20 protein-coding genes and 1 other RNA gene are annotated in these 17,933 nt (G+C 33.3%); 3 read left to right on the forward strand and 18 right to left on the reverse strand.

All coding sequences use genetic code 11. The features are described from left to right. Nucleotides 1-19: 19 nt before the first annotated feature. Nucleotides 20-1,528, reverse strand: coding sequence for a F0F1 ATP synthase subunit beta (gene atpD / locus ACKX2A_RS02165; protein ID WP_415329526.1), 1,509 nt, complete (start codon nt 1,526-1,528; stop codon nt 20-22). Nucleotides 1,529-1,766: 238 nt separating this feature from the next. Between atpD and ACKX2A_RS02170 the strand changes: the two genes are divergently transcribed. Next, complete coding sequence (locus ACKX2A_RS02170) at nt 1,767-2,687, forward strand: bifunctional riboflavin kinase/FAD synthetase (protein ID WP_415327388.1); 921 nt, start codon at nt 1,767-1,769, stop codon at nt 2,685-2,687. Here ACKX2A_RS02170 and ACKX2A_RS02175 read toward each other — a convergent pair. After that, nucleotides 2,684-3,037: an MmcQ/YjbR family DNA-binding protein gene (locus tag ACKX2A_RS02175; protein ID WP_415327389.1), complete on the reverse strand. Its 354-nt coding sequence runs from the start codon at nt 3,035-3,037 to the stop codon at nt 2,684-2,686. The genes ACKX2A_RS02170 and ACKX2A_RS02175 overlap by 4 nt on opposite strands. A 102-nt stretch (nt 3,038-3,139) precedes the next feature. Between ACKX2A_RS02175 and ACKX2A_RS02180 the strand changes: the two genes are divergently transcribed. Next, complete coding sequence (locus ACKX2A_RS02180; protein WP_415327390.1) at nt 3,140-3,796, forward strand: NAD(P)H-binding protein; 657 nt, start codon at nt 3,140-3,142, stop codon at nt 3,794-3,796. An 87-nt stretch (nt 3,797-3,883) separates the two neighbouring features. Here the strand turns inward: ACKX2A_RS02180 and ACKX2A_RS02185 are convergent, their stop codons facing one another. From ACKX2A_RS02185 to ACKX2A_RS02235, 11 genes are all read right to left on the reverse strand, one after another. Then, nucleotides 3,884-4,462: a glutathione peroxidase gene (locus tag ACKX2A_RS02185; protein ID WP_415327391.1), complete on the reverse strand. Its 579-nt coding sequence runs from the start codon at nt 4,460-4,462 to the stop codon at nt 3,884-3,886. Nucleotides 4,463-4,487: 25 nt separating this feature from the next. Continuing rightward, on the reverse strand, nt 4,488-5,150 hold the full coding sequence (locus ACKX2A_RS02190) for a histidine kinase (RefSeq protein WP_415327393.1): 663 nt from the start codon (nt 5,148-5,150) through the stop codon (nt 4,488-4,490). Nucleotides 5,151-5,220: 70 nt separating this feature from the next. Beyond that, complete coding sequence (gene kdsB, locus ACKX2A_RS02195; RefSeq protein ID WP_415327394.1) at nt 5,221-5,949, reverse strand: 3-deoxy-manno-octulosonate cytidylyltransferase; 729 nt, start codon at nt 5,947-5,949, stop codon at nt 5,221-5,223. A gap of 15 nt (nt 5,950-5,964) precedes the next feature. Next, entirely contained in the window at nt 5,965-6,669 is a 705-nt protein-coding gene (locus ACKX2A_RS02200) for a hypothetical protein (protein ID WP_415327396.1), read from the reverse strand. A gap of 10 nt (nt 6,670-6,679) precedes the next feature. Further along, the gene (locus tag ACKX2A_RS02205; protein ID WP_415327397.1) at nt 6,680-7,933 is read right to left on the reverse strand and encodes a pyridoxal phosphate-dependent aminotransferase; all 1,254 of its coding nucleotides are present in this window, start codon (nt 7,931-7,933) and stop codon (nt 6,680-6,682) included. Between the two features lie 51 nt (nt 7,934-7,984). Next, on the reverse strand, nt 7,985-8,347 hold the full coding sequence (locus ACKX2A_RS02210; RefSeq protein WP_415327399.1) for a four helix bundle protein: 363 nt from the start codon (nt 8,345-8,347) through the stop codon (nt 7,985-7,987). A gap of 27 nt (nt 8,348-8,374) precedes the next feature. After that, nucleotides 8,375-10,090 (reverse strand): phospho-sugar mutase, encoded by a 1,716-nt coding sequence (locus tag ACKX2A_RS02215; protein ID WP_415327401.1) that lies wholly within the window; start codon nt 10,088-10,090, stop codon nt 8,375-8,377. A gap of 87 nt (nt 10,091-10,177) precedes the next feature. After that, entirely contained in the window at nt 10,178-10,879 is a 702-nt protein-coding gene (locus ACKX2A_RS02220) for a GIN domain-containing protein (RefSeq protein ID WP_415327402.1), read from the reverse strand. Then, complete coding sequence (locus tag ACKX2A_RS02225) at nt 10,876-11,700, reverse strand: hypothetical protein (RefSeq protein ID WP_415327404.1); 825 nt, start codon at nt 11,698-11,700, stop codon at nt 10,876-10,878. The genes ACKX2A_RS02220 and ACKX2A_RS02225 overlap by 4 nt, the downstream gene beginning before the upstream one ends. An 11-nt stretch (nt 11,701-11,711) precedes the next feature. Next, nucleotides 11,712-12,662, reverse strand: coding sequence for a glycosyltransferase family 2 protein (locus tag ACKX2A_RS02230; protein ID WP_415327405.1), 951 nt, complete (start codon nt 12,660-12,662; stop codon nt 11,712-11,714). 16 nt (nt 12,663-12,678) lie between these two features. Next, nucleotides 12,679-13,278, reverse strand: a complete 600-nt coding sequence (locus ACKX2A_RS02235) for a DUF4199 domain-containing protein (protein ID WP_415327406.1) — start codon at nt 13,276-13,278, stop codon at nt 12,679-12,681. Nucleotides 13,279-13,409: 131 nt separating this feature from the next. On the opposite strand from ACKX2A_RS02235, the gene ffs reads away from it, so the two are divergent. Continuing rightward, nucleotides 13,410-13,507: signal recognition particle sRNA small type (gene ffs, locus ACKX2A_RS02240), an RNA gene on the forward strand. 105 nt (nt 13,508-13,612) lie between these two features. On the opposite strand, the gene ACKX2A_RS02245 is transcribed toward ffs, so the two are convergent. From ACKX2A_RS02245 to ACKX2A_RS02265, 5 genes are all read right to left on the reverse strand, one after another. Beyond that, nucleotides 13,613-14,299, reverse strand: a complete 687-nt coding sequence (locus ACKX2A_RS02245; RefSeq protein WP_415327407.1) for a metal-dependent hydrolase — start codon at nt 14,297-14,299, stop codon at nt 13,613-13,615. Nucleotides 14,300-14,435: 136 nt separating this feature from the next. Beyond that, a complete protein-coding gene (locus ACKX2A_RS02250; protein ID WP_415327408.1) occupies nt 14,436-14,891 on the reverse strand; it encodes an SRPBCC family protein in 456 nt (151 codons plus the stop codon). Further along, nucleotides 14,888-15,856, reverse strand: coding sequence for a tetratricopeptide repeat protein (locus ACKX2A_RS02255; RefSeq protein WP_415327410.1), 969 nt, complete (start codon nt 15,854-15,856; stop codon nt 14,888-14,890). The genes ACKX2A_RS02250 and ACKX2A_RS02255 overlap by 4 nt, the downstream gene beginning before the upstream one ends. Next, nucleotides 15,856-16,785, reverse strand: a complete 930-nt coding sequence (gene menA / locus ACKX2A_RS02260) for a 1,4-dihydroxy-2-naphthoate octaprenyltransferase (protein WP_415327411.1) — start codon at nt 16,783-16,785, stop codon at nt 15,856-15,858. Before menA ends, ACKX2A_RS02255 begins: the two co-directional genes overlap by 1 nt. A 76-nt stretch (nt 16,786-16,861) precedes the next feature. Then, a complete protein-coding gene (locus tag ACKX2A_RS02265) occupies nt 16,862-17,698 on the reverse strand; it encodes a 1,4-dihydroxy-2-naphthoyl-CoA synthase (protein WP_415327412.1) in 837 nt (278 codons plus the stop codon). Between the last annotated feature and the right edge of the window lie 235 nt (nt 17,699-17,933).

Consider the following 17,933-nt stretch of genomic DNA (forward strand, 5'->3'; position numbering starts at 1 on the left):
CTATCAGCAATTAGCATTATTATGCGTTATCAGCTAACATTTTTTGTCCGGCTTCGATCGCCTCCTCGATAGTTCCTTTCAAGTTGAAAGCAGCTTCTGGTAAGTGATCCAATTCACCGTCCATAATCATGTTGAATCCTTTAATAGTATCTTTGATATCTACCAATGATCCAGGGATACCTGTAAACTGTTCTGCAACGTGGAAAGGTTGAGAAAGGAATCTCTGAACTTTTCTAGCACGGTAAACAACAGATTTATCTTCTTCAGAAAGTTCTTCCATACCAAGGATAGCGATGATATCTTGAAGAGCTTTGTATCTTTGAAGAATTTCTTTTACTCTCTGAGCACAGTTGTAGTGATCGTCACCGATAATTTCCGGAGCCAAGATTCTTGACGTAGAAGCCAATGGATCTACCGCCGGATAAATACCTAATGAAGCAATTTTTCTATCTAGTACCGTAGTTGCATCCAAGTGAGCAAACGTAGTTGCAGGAGCCGGGTCAGTTAAGTCATCCGCAGGTACGTAAACCGCTTGTACTGAAGTAATTGAACCATTTTTAGTTGAAGTAATTCTTTCCTGCATCGCACCCATTTCAGAAGCAAGCGTTGGTTGGTAACCTACCGCAGATGGCATACGACCAAGAAGTGCAGATACCTCAGAACCAGCCTGTGTGAAACGGAAGATATTATCTACGAAGAAAAGTACGTCTCTACCTTGTCCGCTTTCTCCACCGTCTCTGTAGTACTCAGCTAAAGTAAGACCAGAAAGTGCTACTCTCGCTCTTGCTCCAGGTGGCTCGTTCATCTGTCCGAAAACGAATGCAGCTTTAGAATCTTTCATCGCTTCTAAATCTACTTTAGAAAGATCCCAACCTCCGTTTTCCATAGAGTGCATGAAATCATCACCGTATTTAATAATACCTGATTCCAACATCTCTCTCAATAGGTCATTTCCTTCTCTCGTTCTTTCACCTACTCCGGCAAAAACAGAAAGACCTCCGTGTCCTTTTGCAATATTGTTAATCAACTCCTGAATCAATACTGTTTTACCTACACCTGCACCACCGAACAAACCAATTTTACCTCCTTTTGCGTAAGGCTCAACTAAGTCGATTACTTTAATACCTGTAAATAAAACTTCTGCAGAAGTTGAAAGCTGATCAAATTTTGGAGCTGGTCTGTGAATTGGAAGACCACCATCCTTAGAAATATTTTGAAGTCCGTCGATAGCATCACCAACAACGTTGAATAGTCTTCCGTTTACAGCCTCTCCGATTGGCATAGTAATAGGATTTCCGTATCCGATTACATCCTGCCCTCTTTTAAGACCATCAGTAGCGTCCATTGCGATACATCTTACTGTATCTTCGCCAATATGTTGTTCTACCTCTAAAACTACTTTTTCACCGTTTTCTTTTGTAATTTCTAACGCATCATAGATCGCTGGAACAGCTTCCACATCACTGAAGACAACGTCGATTACCGGACCAATAATTTGAGAAATTTTACCTTTAATTTGGTTTGCCATTGCTAAATTTTTTCTTGGTGCAAATATAATGATTCTTCCTAAACCTGCAATTGGTAAAAAACAGATTTTTATCATACTTTTTGGTCAATGTAACAATATACCAATTTAACAGTTTACCAATCAAATCACTGATCACAGAATTAGCTTACATTATACATTGCTAAATTAGTAAACTGTTATATTGTTACATTAATTTGCTACATTATTTGCTATATTTGCAGTCAAATTTTTTTTCGTTTTGAAAGTTTTCAAGAATTTTAAAGATTATACTTCTCAAAAGCCTTTAGCATTGTCTTTAGGAATGTTTGACGGGGTACATCTTGGTCATAAAAGTATTATAGATGAGCTGATTAAGGTAGGTGCAAAGAATAATTTAGAGACTGCTGTCCTTACTTTTTGGCCGCATCCGAGATTTGTTTTTAATCCTAATGAAGATCTTAAACTTCTGAATACCTTGGAGGAAAAGAAATTTTTAATGGAAAAATATAACATTGAAAATTTATTTCTAAAAGAATTTGATGAAGAATTTAGAAACTTAACGGGTGAAGAATTTGTTCGCCAGATTTTAATTGATAAGCTAAATGTAAAGTATTTAATTATCGGTTATGACCATTCTTTCGGAAAAAATAAAAGCGGAAATTTTGAATTGCTTCAAAAGCTTTCAAAAGAGCTTGATTTTGAAGTTGAGCAAATGGAAGCCATAAATATTCATGAAAATAACATCAGTTCAACCAAGGTGCGAAATGCACTTTTGACGGGCAACATCAAGGAAGCCAACGAGATGCTGGGTTACTCCTACTCTGTCTCCGGAACGGTTGTTCATGGTAAAAAAATCGGAAGAACGATTGGTTATCCAACTGCTAATATAGATACGGAATCTATTAAACTTTTGCCGAAAAAAGGTGCTTATATTGTTGAAGTTTTTATTAAAAATCAGAAATACAAAGGAATGTTGAGCGTTGGAACTAATCCAACAGTTAACGGGGAAAAATTAACCGTTGAAGTTTATATCCTTGATTTTGAAGGTGATATCTACGATGAAAAAATCACAGTGAAATTCAGAGATTTTCTTCATGATGAAATAAAATTCGAAGGTCTTGAAAAATTAATTGAAAGACTTGATGAAGATAAAAGATTAACAGAAGAATTTGACTTTTAACTATTTAAAATCTCTTCTTTTGCTTTTTTCGTTAATGAATTAAATACCAATTCATACGACTGATCTATTAATTTAAAAATAAGATCTCTTTTCAAACCGTCTACCATTACTGAATTCCAGTGGGTTTTATTCATGTGAAAGGCACCTGTAATTTGTGGATATTGCTCACGAAGCTCTGCACTCCATTCCGGATCGGTTTTTACATTGATTCCCAAAGGCTGCTTTTCCAAAGCCATCAGTAAAAACATTTTTGTTCCGACTTTCATTACAAGTGTTTCATTATCAAAAGGAAAACTTTCTGTAACTCCTTTTTTTGCAAGACAATAATCTAAAATTTCGTTGGCATCCATATCTTAAAATAAGTAATGAGTAATTGGTAATCAGTAATATTTTTTACTTTAATTCAAATTTAGTAAATTTAAGAAACAAACATCACCATAAACGACATTATTATGAAAGCTCTCGTAATCGGTGCTACAGGCGCTACAGGAAAGGATTTGGTTAATCAATTACTCAATGATAAAGATTTTGAAGAAGTGGATGTATTTGTAAGAAAACCTCTTGATATTCAAAATGATAAACTAAAAACACACGTTGTAAATTTCGAAAAACCGGAAGAATGGAAAAATGAAGTGAAAGGCGATGTGGCATTTTCCTGCCTTGGAACCACACTGAAAACTGCCGGAAGCAAGGAAGCACAACGAAAAGTCGATTACGATTATCAATACGAATTTGCAAAAGCCGCCAAAGAAAACAATGTTGATGATTATATTTTGGTTTCGGCTTATGGTGCAGATCCAAAGTCAAGAATTTTCTATTCTAAAATGAAAGGTGAATTAGAAGAGGCTGTAAAACAATTACATTTCAACAAAATAACAATTTTTAAGCCCGGAATGCTGGAAAGAAAAGATTCTGATCGCTCAGGAGAAGTTTTGGGAAGCCGAATTATAAAATTTGCGAATAAATTAGGCTTATTGGAAAGTCAAAAACCTTTACCTACAGATATTTTAGCGAAAGCAATGATTAAATCCTCAAAAATTAAAAGTAATGGCTATTCCAGTATAAAATTGGGGAATATTTTTTGTTTTGCGGAAAAAACGAATGAGTAGACTTAATATAACAATCTAATAATGTATCAATTTAACTTTAACTAACATCTACATTGCTAAACTGTTAAATTGATACATTAAAAAATTTTAATTTAAATATTTCGTAATCGCTTTATCAGTAGGTTTTGTAGTGCTTACAAAAGAATCGATTAGTTTTCCGTTTTCGTCGATTAAGAATTTGGTGAAATTCCAAAGGATGGTTGAATTTTTTACTCCATTTAATTCTTTTTCTGTTAAATATTTAAAGATTGGAGCTGTATCATCACCCTTTACAGAAACTTTAGCCGCCATCGGGAAAGTTACCCCATAGTTTTTCTGGCAGAAAGCTCCGATTTCATGGTTTGTTCCCGGTTCCTGTCCTCCGAAATTGTTCGCAGGGAAACCAACCACCACCAATTTATCTTTGTATTCTTCCGAAATCTTCTCCAAATCAGCATACTGAGGGGTAAATCCACATTCTGAAGCGGTGTTTACAATAAGGATTTTCTTTCCTTTAAAATCTGCAAAATTGATTTGTTTTCCCTCTTCCAAGGCATCAACTTTGAAATCGTATATTGATTTTCCCATAAGTTCTTTGGTTTTAGCTTTAGATGCATCACTTTTCTTTTGAGCACAACTGTTGAAGAAGGCAACAAAAGAAAGTATTATTAAAAACATTTTTTTCATAACTATAATATAATTTTCTATTTAATTAAAACTTAAAAATGTTCGCCGGAAATACTTTATTGATGTCTATTTTGTTGATAAGCATTACATAATCGCCATCTTTCTTCGCCGAAGAAGATTCGATTCTGAAAGGCATACTCAGATTTCCAACTTTTTTATAATCGAAATAGTCCAATGTTTCATCTTTTTTGACTTCTCTTAAAAGCATATAACTTTTGGTATCGAAATAATAGATGTTTTTATTTACGTTTTTCGTTAATTCAACTTTATGACAGTAAATATTTCCGATCTTTTCTTTACCTAAATACTTAGCATCAAAACCTTTATTTTCCCAGTCGATAAAATCGTTGTCGAAACTTTCTGCTACATATTCCGGATATTCCTGAACTTTATTCGTTGCGTAGTTCATAGCGTATCCTTTTGTTCCGTCATATCCTTCAATCGCAGTATCTTTTCCACCAATGGTAATGACTGTTTTTGTAAGATTCGGACGTTGCTGATAAATCTTAATAGGATATTCATCTTTCACTCCCAAAATTACTTTTCCCTGCAACAATACTGAATTTAGTAGCTTCCAATTCGTTAATCCTCCGGATAATTCTATGTTTTTATCTATAATTTCCTTTGCTGTCTGTGCAAAAATGGATTGTGAAAATATCAGGACGAATACTAACAGTAATTTCTTCATTAATCTTATTTATAATTCAAATATAGGCTTTTATTAAATTTACCAATATATCAATGTAACAATTTACCAATTATTTTGATATAATTTTTCTTGCCTTTTCCAAATCTTCTGGTGTGTCGATTCCGACTCCGACGAAACTTGTTTCTATCAGCTTGATTTTCATACCATATTCAAGATAACGGATGCATTCAATCTTTTCTGAAATTTCCAGAGGCTTCATTTCCAGCTTTGAAAACTGGATCAAAGCGTGTTTTCTGAAAGCGTAAACTCCAATATGTTTAAAATAATCTACATTGTAAGAAATTTCCCTGTGAAAAGGAATCACCGAACGGCTGAAATACAAAGCGAAACCGTTGTTGTCTGTAATTACTTTTACGTTATTTGGGTTTTCAATTTCTTCTTTTTCAGTCAGTTTTATTTTTAATGATGCTAAAGAAATTTCCTGATTTTCATCGTGATAAAAAACTTCAATTAATTGTTTTAAGGGTTCTAATTTAAGAAAAGGTTCATCCCCTTGAACATTGATAACAATATCACAATCAATATTTTGCACCGCTTCTGCAATTCGGTCGCTTCCTGTTTCGTGCTGACCTGTCATGACTGCTTTTCCGCCGTTTTTTACGATTTCATCAAAGATAATTTCTGAATCGGTCGCTACAAAAACTTCTTCAAATAAACCTGTTTCCTCAACATTCTGATAGGTCGTAGTAATTACGGTTTTTTCACCCAGCGTCTGCATCAGCTTGGCAGGAAAACGGCTTGCTTCGTAACGTGCGGGAATAACTGCGATAATTTTCATTGATTAAATATATTATTATTTATTATATTTAAAGAAATAGACTGTTTCTGGATCAGAAGAATCACTACTAAAATATGTTATTTCAGGATTATTCTTCAGTTTCATACCATTAAATTTTGCTCTAATAATATTATTAGCCAACAGCTTAAATTCAATAGAAACAAAATCCGGATCATAATCGAATTTATCAAAATTAGAAGGCTTGATTATTTTCATAAACAATTGATAATTAATAGAATCTTTTGTTTTATATGTAAATCCATAATTATATCCAAAACGATCAAATCTAAATAATTGAGATTCTTTATCAAACTCAAAATTTCTAAATCTCTCTAACTTTGAATTACAGTTTTTCAACAATCCCCATTTTGAATTCGAAATAGGTTTTAGAGGATCTCCAATTTTTTTTACAATAAATTCATTTCCATCTATTAAACCAGGATATATAGCAAATGTATTTTTATTAATAATCAGTTTATTCAGCCTTTTATCTGGTCCCAAATCTAATTCTAAAACTTTGACACTGTCTTTATCTTTAATGATTTTAGCATCGGCAGTTCCGTATTTACTTGTAAATGTATAATTATTAAAATACCTATGCTTTATAGTAATAGAATCACATGCTTTATCCACAGGATAAAGCACGTAATCATCTTTTTTACATGAAATTAAAATAATACTTATGAGAAGTGTAAATATACTTTCTTTAAAGTATTTCATAATTTAGATTTTATTTCAAAGCATTCAAAGCATTCTCTAATTTCGGCATCATTGAAGCAATTTCTTCAGTAGCCAAACCACCCACAGAAGCTCTGAACCAAGGCTCAGATTTTTCTTCTCCGAAAGCAGAGAAAGGAACCAAAGCTACTCCAGCTTCGTTGATTAAATAGAATACCAAGTCAGAAGAGTTTTCGATAACAGTTCCATCTGGTTTTGTCTTTCCGATATAATCTAATTTAATGGTAAGATATAGTGCTCCCATCGGTTCGATACTGTCCACCGCAAGACCTTTTCCTTTTAAATCCTGAATCCCACTGTGAAGAACTTTCAAGCTAGCTTCTAATTTATTTTTGAAATCTTCCACGAAAGTATTCACATCGTCCGGATTTTCAAAGTATTTTGCAGTTGCTTCTTGCTCCGGTTTTGGCGCCCAAGCTCCAACGTGAGTAAGAAGAGCTTTCATTTTATCCAAGATATGAGAAGGACCGAATCCCCAACCTACACGAACTCCCGTTGCCGCAAGGCATTTTGAGATACCATCGATATAAATTGTATATTCTCTCATTTCAGGGAAAAGAGACACAGGATCTACGTGTTCTGCTCCAAAAGTAAGGTTAGAATAGATTTGATCATACATTAAATACAATGGCTTCTCATCTTCACCTCTTTTTTTGTTTTCCTCTAAAATCAGTTCACAGATTTCAGAAAGCTGTTCTTTTGTGAACATTGTTCCTGTCGGGTTTAGTGGCGAACAAAGTGCTACTAAAACCGCTCCGGACAAATGAGGTCTTAAATCATCTGCAGTCGGAAGGAAATTATTTTCAGGAGTTGTCTTTACTTCCACAGCATCAGCCGAAGTAAGATAAGCATAGTGGTTGTTGTTCCAAGATGGTGTAGGGTAAACTACCTTATCACCTTCATCAACGATAGTTTTATAAACAGCGTAAATCAATGGTCTTGAACCCGCTGTGATCAAAATATCATTTGGAGAATAATCCAAATTCCATCTTGTTTTAAGGTCTTTAGAAACCTCTTTTCTTAAAGATAAAAGTCCGTTAGCAGGCGGATAGTTAGTCAGATTATTCTGATAAGCCTTCTGAATTTCCTCCTTCAATTTTGCAGGAATCGGATAAATATTAGAATTTAAATCACCAATCGTAAGATTAGCAATCTCCGCTCCTTTTGCCTTTAAATCATTTACTTCGTTACCAATTTTTACAATTTCAGAACCGATCAGGTTCGCCGCTAATTTTGAAACTTTCACTTTATTTTTTATTTAATTAGAATTATGTTATATTTTGTTATAAGTTATTAATTATGAGTTATGAGTTTTTTGCTTTGTAGTTATAATTATACTTCTTATCATTTTTAAAATTTCCGTTGCCGGATTTTTCAAATTTTCAAATTCCTCCTTTGAAATATAATCTGTCGCGAATAAAAGTTCTAGCCAGTAAATTGTTTCATCACATTCTTTTTGAGAAATTGAGAGTTTATGAATAAAATCCATTCTGCTTTGAGCATTCAAAGCCTCTCTAATATTTGCTCCGACAGAAGTTCCCGAGCGCAAAAGTTGTTTAGAAAGTATGAATTCTTTTTTCTCTGAGCTGAATTTTTTATAAAAATTAATAATCTTTATAGCAAACTCAAAACTTTTCTTCCCAATAATGCTGTCACTCATAATTCATAACTCAAAACTTATAACTAATTATGTTAGTTGTAAATCGTTTTTAACTTGATTAATTTTCTCATCCAAAGATTTCAATTTATCTCTGAAATCCGCTTCAGAAGTAATTGAATCTTTTACTGAGATATAAAATTTAATTTTTGGTTCTGTTCCGGAAGGTCTTACGCAAACTTTTGTTCCGTCCTGTGTGTAATAAATCAAAACATTCGATTTTGGAATATCATTCATTACAACTTTTTCATTTTTAGAAACAATAAAATTAGTCTGCTCTTTATAATCCTTAACCTCTTCCACTGGAGAACCAGCCAGCTCTTTTGGTGGATTTTCACGGAAATTTTTCATCATATTCTGAATTTCTTCCGCTCCGTCTTTTCCTTTTCTCACCAAATTCACCAAACCTTCGTAGTACATTCCGGTTTCCTGATAAATTTCGATCAGATATTGATACATTGTTCTTCCGTTTGCTTTGCACCAAGCTGCGATTTCGCAGGCAAGGACGATACTTCCGCAAGAATCTTTATCACGTACGAAATCTCCCGTCATGAATCCGAAACTTTCTTCACCACCGCAAATGAATTTTTCTTTTCCTTCAACATCGCGAATCATTTTTCCAATCCATTTGAATCCCGTCAATCCAGATTTACATTGAACACCAAATTTCTGAGCAATATCAAAGAAAATATCTGAAGTTACAATCGTAGAACCGATGAATTCTTTTCCTGTGATTCTTTCCTGTTTTCTCCATTCGTTTAAGATATAATACGTTAAAATTGTATTACATTGATTTCCATTTAGTAACTGAATTTCTCCGTCTAAATTTCTTACAGCAATTCCCAATCTGTCGCCATCCGGATCCGTTCCAATAACGATATCAGCATTTGTGATTTTTGCAAGATCCATTGCCATTTCCAAAGCAGCCGGTTCTTCAGGATTTGGAGAATCTACCGTTGGAAAATTTCCGCTAGGAATCATTTGTTCCGTTACTAAATCAATTTTCTTGAATCCTGCTTTTTTAAGAGCCTTAGGAACTGTTGTATACGTTGTTCCATGGATTGATGTGAAAACAATATTTAAATTTTCTTTTCCAACGTTCTGATACGTAGAGTTTTCGATACAAGCATCGATGTAAACTTCATCCTGCTCCTCTCCGATCCATTCGATTAAATCATCATTTCCGTCGAATTTTATATCTTCAAATTTTGTAGAATAAACTTCGTTAATAATCGCTTCGTCATGTGGCGGAACAATTTGTGCTCCGTCATTCCAATATACTTTGTAACCGTTGTATTCAGGCGGATTGTGAGAAGCTGTCAACACAATTCCTCCGTTACATTTTTTGTCACGAACTGTGAAAGACAATTCCGGAGTTGGTCTGTGATCCTTGAAAAGCAATACTTTAATTCCGTTTGCCGTCAAAACATCAGCCACCAATTTTCCGAATTCTCTTGAATTATTTCTTACATCATATGCAATTGCAACTTTAATTTCTTCTCCTTTAAACTGCTTTAACATATAATTCGCAAGTCCCTGTGTAGCTTGACCTAACGTATATTTATTTAAACGATTGGTTCCGACACCCATAATTCCTCTCATGCCTCCTGTTCCGAATTCAAGCTCTCTGTAAAAAGAGTCTTCCAAATCGGGAGAATTGCTGTCAATTAATAATTGAACTGCATCTCTCGTTTCCTTATCGAATGTGTCGCTTAACCAAAGTTTTGCTTTTTCTAATGTTGACATATTTGTATTTCTATTTTGTAATTTCTTTAATTGGTTACAAGTTGGAGGCAGGAGCTGGAAGTCTTCCATCATCCACTTCCAAACTCTTTAATCTAATTTTTTATTCTCCACCCTCGTTTCCTTATCTATTTTAAAAGCACGAATCGGATCATTATAATAAATAAATTTCGCTGTATTCTGAATATGTCCTTTCAATGAATCTTTTACGTTTACTTCGGCATAATTTCCATTTTTAGAATCGATATTCAGATTTTCGATTTTCCAATACGGAGAGATCAAACTTGCTGTATCAGAGATCTTTATTACTGCATCTTTTGTCTGACCTAAAAAGTTGGCCCTGCTTCGGTTCAGCATTTCAACTTCTGCTCTTCTTGTATTTACCGAACCCATAAAAGTAGCATAATTTTTTAAATTAAGCCTAAAATTATCGGTCTTAATTTCGCTCGAAATATTCATTTCTACCGAGTCGGAGATCGAAACTTTTTCAAGATTATATTTGGAATAAATTGTTACGTTGTAGAAGTCAACGCCTTTTGTTCCACGCTTTTCTTTAATGCTTAATGTTTTATCATTTACATCAATATCAAGATTTTTGGCAACATTCGGATAAGTTTCGATTTCAACAAAATTTTTGGTTCCTCTTGCATAAAATACACGGAACTTTCCTTTTAGATCAAGATTCACAAATTCTGCAACATCTACATCTTTCCTTTCGATTGTTCCTTCCGGAGAAACTTTTCCGCAGGAAACTACTGCTACAAGCATGAATGTGTAAAATATATTTTTCATTTTAATTTTTCCTTTAATTCTTCAAAAATCATTTTTTTATAATACTTTATGACTTTTGAATCAACTTGAGATACTGACAAATTTTTAGGTAAATTCATTCCATTAAAATAAATAGTTGTTTTAGAATCATTACCTGAAAGATAAAAATCTATATTTCGTAACGTATCTTTTTCAAGTATCAATTCATCTATTCTATAAAATTTAAACATTGCATATTTATCTTTTCCAAAATCACCATAAGATTTAATCTTCTGTTTTTCGTAAACAGCAATGTTTCTCTCTTCTAGTTTTTTAATGAGTGATTGCTGACCAATATTAACAGTGGTTTTACACTTATAACATTTAAAATCACCATCGCTGTAAGTATAATAATGACTTAAAGGAGGTGCTTCTGAGATTAAGATCATCATTGTTGGAATGATAAAAAAAACAGGATTAACTTTTTTAATTTTCAAAAACTCATATTTTTCTAAATTCTGAATAAGATAATAAGAAAATGGTAAAACCAAAAATGCCAGAAAATCAGTATAATCAATAATTCTTTCAGTTCTTATAGGACTTAAAAGATTATAAATTTTTATAAAAATTTCAGATACAGGAGATTTCCAAAAGATAAAAAAGATTATGGTTAATAATAATGAAAAATACTTTTTCTTTGGTAAAATGAAAGCGATCAATAAATGTAAAATGAAAACACCCGTAAAATCAGATAATTTTCCGGTAATCCAATTAGAATATTCAAATTTCAAAAAATGATCATTTATAAAAAGTAAAAAAATACTTACTACAAATAGCCAATTAAGAATAAAATATTTTTGCATCTTTTATTTAATTAAATCACCTCGTCAATATTATAATTCTTATGTTCTCTATTCGTTCTGATAATCATTTCGCCTAAAAACCCTGCAATGAAGAGCAAAGTTCCCATAATCATCATTGTTAATGCAATAAAAAACCATGGATTATTTGTAATTAAATGTCCGTAAATTCCTCTGGCAACATCAATTAATTTTGAAATTCCCAGCCAAAGTGCCGAAAGGAAGCCAACGATAAACATTAGAGTTCCCACTGCGCCGAAGAAATGCATAGGTCTTCCGCCAAAACGACTTACAAACCAAAGAGTTACTAAGTCTAAGAAACCTCTGATAAATCTTTCCGTTCCGAATTTTGAAGTTCCATAAGGTCTCGCCTGGTGCTGTACTTCTTTTTCAGTAATTCTTCGGAAACCCGCATTGGCAGCCAAAACCGGAATGTAACGGTGCATATCTCCATATACATCTATTGTTTTTACAACCTGTTTTTTATATGCCTTCAATCCGCAATTGAAATCGTGAAGATAAACTCCAGAAACTTTTCTAGCTGCTGCGTTGAACAATTTCGACGGAACATTTTTCGTCATAACATTATCGAAACGCTTCTTTTTCCAACCTGAAACAATATCGTAATTATCTTCAATCACCATATTATAAAGTTCTGGAATTTCTTCCGGAAAATCCTGTAAATCAGCATCCATTGTAATAATAACGTCTCCGTTTGTTCTTTCAAAAGCGGCATGAAGCGCCTGAGATTTTCCATAATTTTTGGAAAATTTAATACCATGGATTTGAGGATGTTGAACTTTTAAATTCTCAATAATGCTCCACGACAAATCTGTACTTCCGTCATCTACAAACCAGATTTCATAGGACAAATTGTTTGATTTACAAACATTATCGATCCTGGAAAAAAGCTCTTCCAAAGAAGCTTCTTCGTTCAGTAACGGAATAACTATAGATAAATTCATTTAATTTTAATAAAAATTATTCTTGATTTTGTTCTTCCTGATAAACACTTCTCGTTCTGAAAAACGCCCCGAAAAACACTGACAAAACTACGTAAAATATAAGAATTGCCGCAAAATATCCTGAAAAATGACTCGCTGTAAGCATATCTTTCCCTTTTACAGCCTCTGGAGAGAAGCTCGGAAGTCTTTCTTTGTACTTCTGATCCAGCTCGTCGATGTCTTTTTGATGTTTCAAAACCTTTCTTGCAGACTGATATTCTTTATCCATCTCTGCTTTTTGTCTTGTTACATATTGGTAGTTCAACAGCTTTTTGGCATCAGTATCTACAAAATTTAAAAATAAATAAATGCTGGAAATCGATAAAATTCCACCGATAAACATAGGAACAAAAGATCTTTTAAAAGCATCTTTAAAACTTACCACGCGATGGGTGTTCCAGTAAGATTTCACCGACCAGAATGCGGTTCCGGCATAAATCAGCGGCAATACAAAAGCATTGGCTTTCAGTGAAATATCAAAATAATTAACTCCTGAAAAGAAGCTATACACCACGAAAAAAACAAGCATCGTAGCACCAAACAGTAAAATTCCTAATGTGGAAGGGCTTTTCGTCATATCTAAATTTTTTGAAAATTTTTGAAAAATTATTGACCTGAATTTCAGCAATCTACCTCTATCAGCGTATTTTTTCAATTAATTTTCTGTAATAATGTTTTGAGTTTTGCAAAATATTCCTACCTTTGCAACGGCAAGTCCTAAACAACCAGCTCCTGAGAATCCTCCAGGGTGGGAACGCAGCAAAGGTAATCGGTCGTAGCGGTGTGATTTAGGTAGCTTGCCATTTTTTATTGGTTTAAGTTGAAGAGAGGTAATTTGAAAATTATCTTTTTTTGTTTCTAAAAACTTCAACATGTCTATTCCGATTTTCAAATTACCTTTCAAGATTTATTTAAAATTCAAATGTTTCTCCTAATTTTGGTAAAACAAGTTCTACATTTTTGTCTGCAAAATGCTTCAATGCACTTTCATGATTAATTTCAATGGCAGGGAAAGTATCAAAATGACATCCGATCACTTTTGGAGTTTTCAATAATTCTGCTGCTGCGAAAGCTGCTTTTCTCGGACACATTGTATAATGACTACCAATTGGAAGGATAGAAAGATCTAAATTCCCGTATAATCTTGGAAATAGCTCCATATCTGCCATTACTCCTGTATCACCTGCCAAATAAACATTTTTGCCTTCAGGAAGTCTGAAAATATATCCTACAGGAACACCTCCGTAGCTTCCATCTGGGAATGAACTTGTGTGATGAGCCGGAACCATGGAAATTTTAAGATCGTCGATTTTTGCGGATCCTCCTAAGTTCACGTCATCTGTATTTTTTGCAGTTTTGAAATATCCGCAAATTTCCGGAACAGCAATAATCGTCGCTTCAGGGTGAAACTGCAATACTTCTTCCACATCTGCAATGTGATCTCCGTGTGCGTGAGTTAATAAAATATAATCGATTTTCTGAGCCGAAATATCAAACCCTGATTCTGCTTTTTTGTAGTTATAAAAAGGGTCACATAAAATCGTTTTGTCTTTATAAGTGAACAAAAAACAGTTTTGTCCTAGATATTGTATTTTCATAATTTTTTATATTTTAATTTTTGTTTTAAGTCTCAAACGCAAATGACCCAAATATTTTCACAAATTTCTACTTATATTTTGATGATTAAAATAGTGTTATCCGTGAAAATATTTGTGTCATTTGTGCTTATTTAAATTATTTAGAGGGAAATTTATCTTCAATCAATCTTAAATTAATTCCATATTCCAAAAAGGCTTTACAACCGTCAAGAACTGTTGTGAAACCTCTTGTATTATCATTAATTACTTTTAAAAGATCTTCTCCGGTTTGAGAATATCCGTAACTTTTAATGACTACCAACGTTCCTTTTTCCATTTCTTTGAATTCGTAATCTACATTCGTTGAAGGTTCACCCCACTCTGTTTTTATTGATTGGTTTTGAACTATTTCAAGAACATTAACATTTGTTTTTGCTCCATACATTTCCCATTCCCAAATCACAGTTTTGCCTTCTTCCAATTTTCCGGTTGATTTTGTAAACCAGAAATTTGTCGTTATTTCCGGATTGATGAATGCTTCAAAAACTTTTTCAATCGGTTTTCTGATCAACATTTGAGCTTGAACGTAGATATTATCTGAATTTTTTATCATTTCTTATTTTTCTTTAGATAAAATATTAAAATAAATGATAACAGAACAGCAATACCTCCTATGATCCAATAAGAACAACTTGTTGATTTAGAAGCTGTAACCGTTACATTTTTATTTTCATTCAAAATTTTTTCAACTTTTACGCTGTCAGTTCCTTCTATTTTTTTTCCTGAATCTGGATTTTGTTTTACTAAATTTTGAAAATACGTAAATCTTTTCTCCAATAATTTATTAGAATATCCATATTTCTTTGCAAATTCATAAGCTTCCAAAGTATTTTCAACGTCTGAGTTTGAATGTAAAGCCAATGCATTTCCTAATTCAAAGTAAAGTTTACCAACTATTTCATTTGTAGGTTTTACAAATTGTGTTCGTTCTGAAAGTTGATATGATAAGTCTTCTACAAATTTATCTAATTCTTCATCAGATAATTTCGTTTCAGGAATTTCGTTGTTACCGAAGTTACTTCCCAAAAGATTTTCTAATGTAATTCTTCCTAATTTATATTCTAAAATTTTAATATGAATCCACTCTGAACCGTGATGAGATTCTTTATTAATAGCTAATGCTTTACTGATATATTTTAAAGCATTTTCATTATCTCCAGAAAGTTCGTAAGCTGTACCTAAATTAGAAAAAACTTCATATTTATCGGCATTTTTCAGTTCAATTTCTTTAAATATTTTAATGGCTTTATCATACTTTCCTAAATAAACTAACGAAGTAGCGTAATCTAAATATCTATCGATATCTTTTGTTTTCTCATACTCTTTTAAATCATCACTTGCCATTCTTCTGTAATTTTCAACATCAATTTCTGTGATATAAAAAGCATTGTTATGTCTAAGAGAATATTCAGTTGATATTTTTTTTCCATGAATATCTGTTCCTATAACAGAATAGTTAAGACAGCCGAAGACAACTTCAGATGAAAATAAAATTATAAAGAGAAAATACTTTTTCATTAATGAAAAAAGTTTAGTCCAAAAGCAGTAAGAACTGCCATTACGAAAGTCATGATTCCAACTTGTTTTAAAAATGGATCAAGTTCTTTCGGGTTTTTAACAGTCATAATTTGTCTTCTTAATTTCATTAATGGAAGCAATAAAATCATTACGATAAAAACATAATAATTTTGAGTTTGGAAAAATCCGTTTACTCCCAAAAACATTAAGATAAAAATTAATGGTAGCTGCAATAAAATCATTTCGTAGATCATTGCATTCTTGAATCCGATTTTTAATGCAAAACTATTTTTACCTGACAATTTATCGCTTTCGATGTCTCTCATGTTATTTAAATTCAGAACAGCCATACTCATCATCCCAACCGCCGATCCGGGCAATAACATATCCCAGCTAAACGATTTTGTGAATAGAAAATAACTTCCGCAAACTGAAACCAATCCGAAGAAAACAAACACGAAAAGATCTCCCAATCCCATGTATCCGTAAGGTTTTTTACCTACTGTATAACCGATTGCCGCCAAAATACAAGCTACTCCTAATCCAATGAAAATATAAAATTCATTCATATATTTAGGAATAAAAGCCACGTATAAAAGTACAATTGTTGCTACAAAAGATAAAATTGAAAAAAGAATTACTGCATTTCTCATTTGCTTTGCTGTAATTTTTCCTGATGCAACTGCTCTTGATTCTGCTTCCGAGGCTCTTTTTGCGTCTGTTCCTTTAACTCCGTCTCCATAGTCATTTGCATAGTTGGAAAGAACCTGATATAGCAAAGTCACGATAAGCGCCAATGCAAAGATTTTCCAGTCCCAAATTCCGCCTTCACCATAAAGCCTCCATTTTGCAATGAAAGCTCCCATTATAATTCCGCTTAAAGAAAGCGGTAAAGTTCGTAGCCTTGCGGCTTGTATCCAATCTTTCATAAATATTTAGTTGATGGTCGATGGTTTATAGTTGTTGGCAAATTCTATCAACCATCAACTATAAACCATCAACTAATTACGAGATCCATTTATCTTTTCCGAAGTTCGGTTTTCTTTTTTCCAAGAATGCATTTCTTCCTTCCTGCGCTTCTTCCGTCATATATGCCAAACGAGTTGCTTCACCTGCAAAAACCTGCTGACCAACCATTCCGTCGTCTGTTAAGTTCATCGCGAATTTCAGCATTCTGATTGATGTTGGAGATTTTGCTAAAATTTCCTGTGCCCATTCATAAGCAGTATCTTCTAATTCGTCGTGAGGAATTACAGCATTTACCATTCCCATTTCGAAAGCTTCCTGAGCGGAATAATTTCTACCTAAAAAGAAAATTTCACGAGCTTTCTTCTGTCCGACCATTTTTGCTAAATATGCAGAACCGTAACCGCCGTCGAAACTTGTAACATCTGCGTCAGTTTGTTTAAAAATAGCGTGTTCCTTACTCGCCAAAGTCAAATCGCAAACTACGTGAAGAGAGTGGCCACCACCAACTGCCCATCCCGGAACAACCGCGATTACAGCTTTTGGCATAAAACGGATCAACCGCTGAACTTCCAAAATATTCAATCGGTGTCTTCCGTCTTCCCCAACATAACCTTGATGCCCTCTTGCTTTTTGGTCTCCTCCACTGCAGAAAGCCCAACCTCCGTCTTTCGGACTTGGCCCTTCTCCTGAAAGCAACACAACTCCAATTGAAGGGTCTTCTGAAGCATCATAGAAAGCATCGTATAATTCTGAGGTTGTTTTTGGTCTGAAAGCGTTGCGAACTTCCGGTCTGTTGAAAGCAATTCTCGCTACACCATTACATTTTTTGTACGTAATATCTTCGTATTCTTTGACGGTTTTCCACTCGATCATTTTTGTAAAAATTTTTCTCAAAGATACGGAATTGCAGAGAATTTTAACATTGATTTTTGATGATAAATCTTGGAAAATTTGGTTTGAATATTAGCTGTTTTTGCTTAAAATTATTTTAACGCAAAGTTCGCTAAGTTTTTTTTGACCACTAATCTTTTTTAAGTTACACAAAGGCGTTTCACTTAAATAAGATCGCTAAGTTTTTAAAATAAATGAGATAATCAATAAATGACAG

Origin of the sequence: Chryseobacterium sp. MMS23-Vi53 (genome assembly GCF_047651245.1) — a bacterium.
In the GTDB taxonomy this organism is placed as follows: Bacteria; Bacteroidota; Bacteroidia; order Flavobacteriales; family Weeksellaceae; genus Chryseobacterium.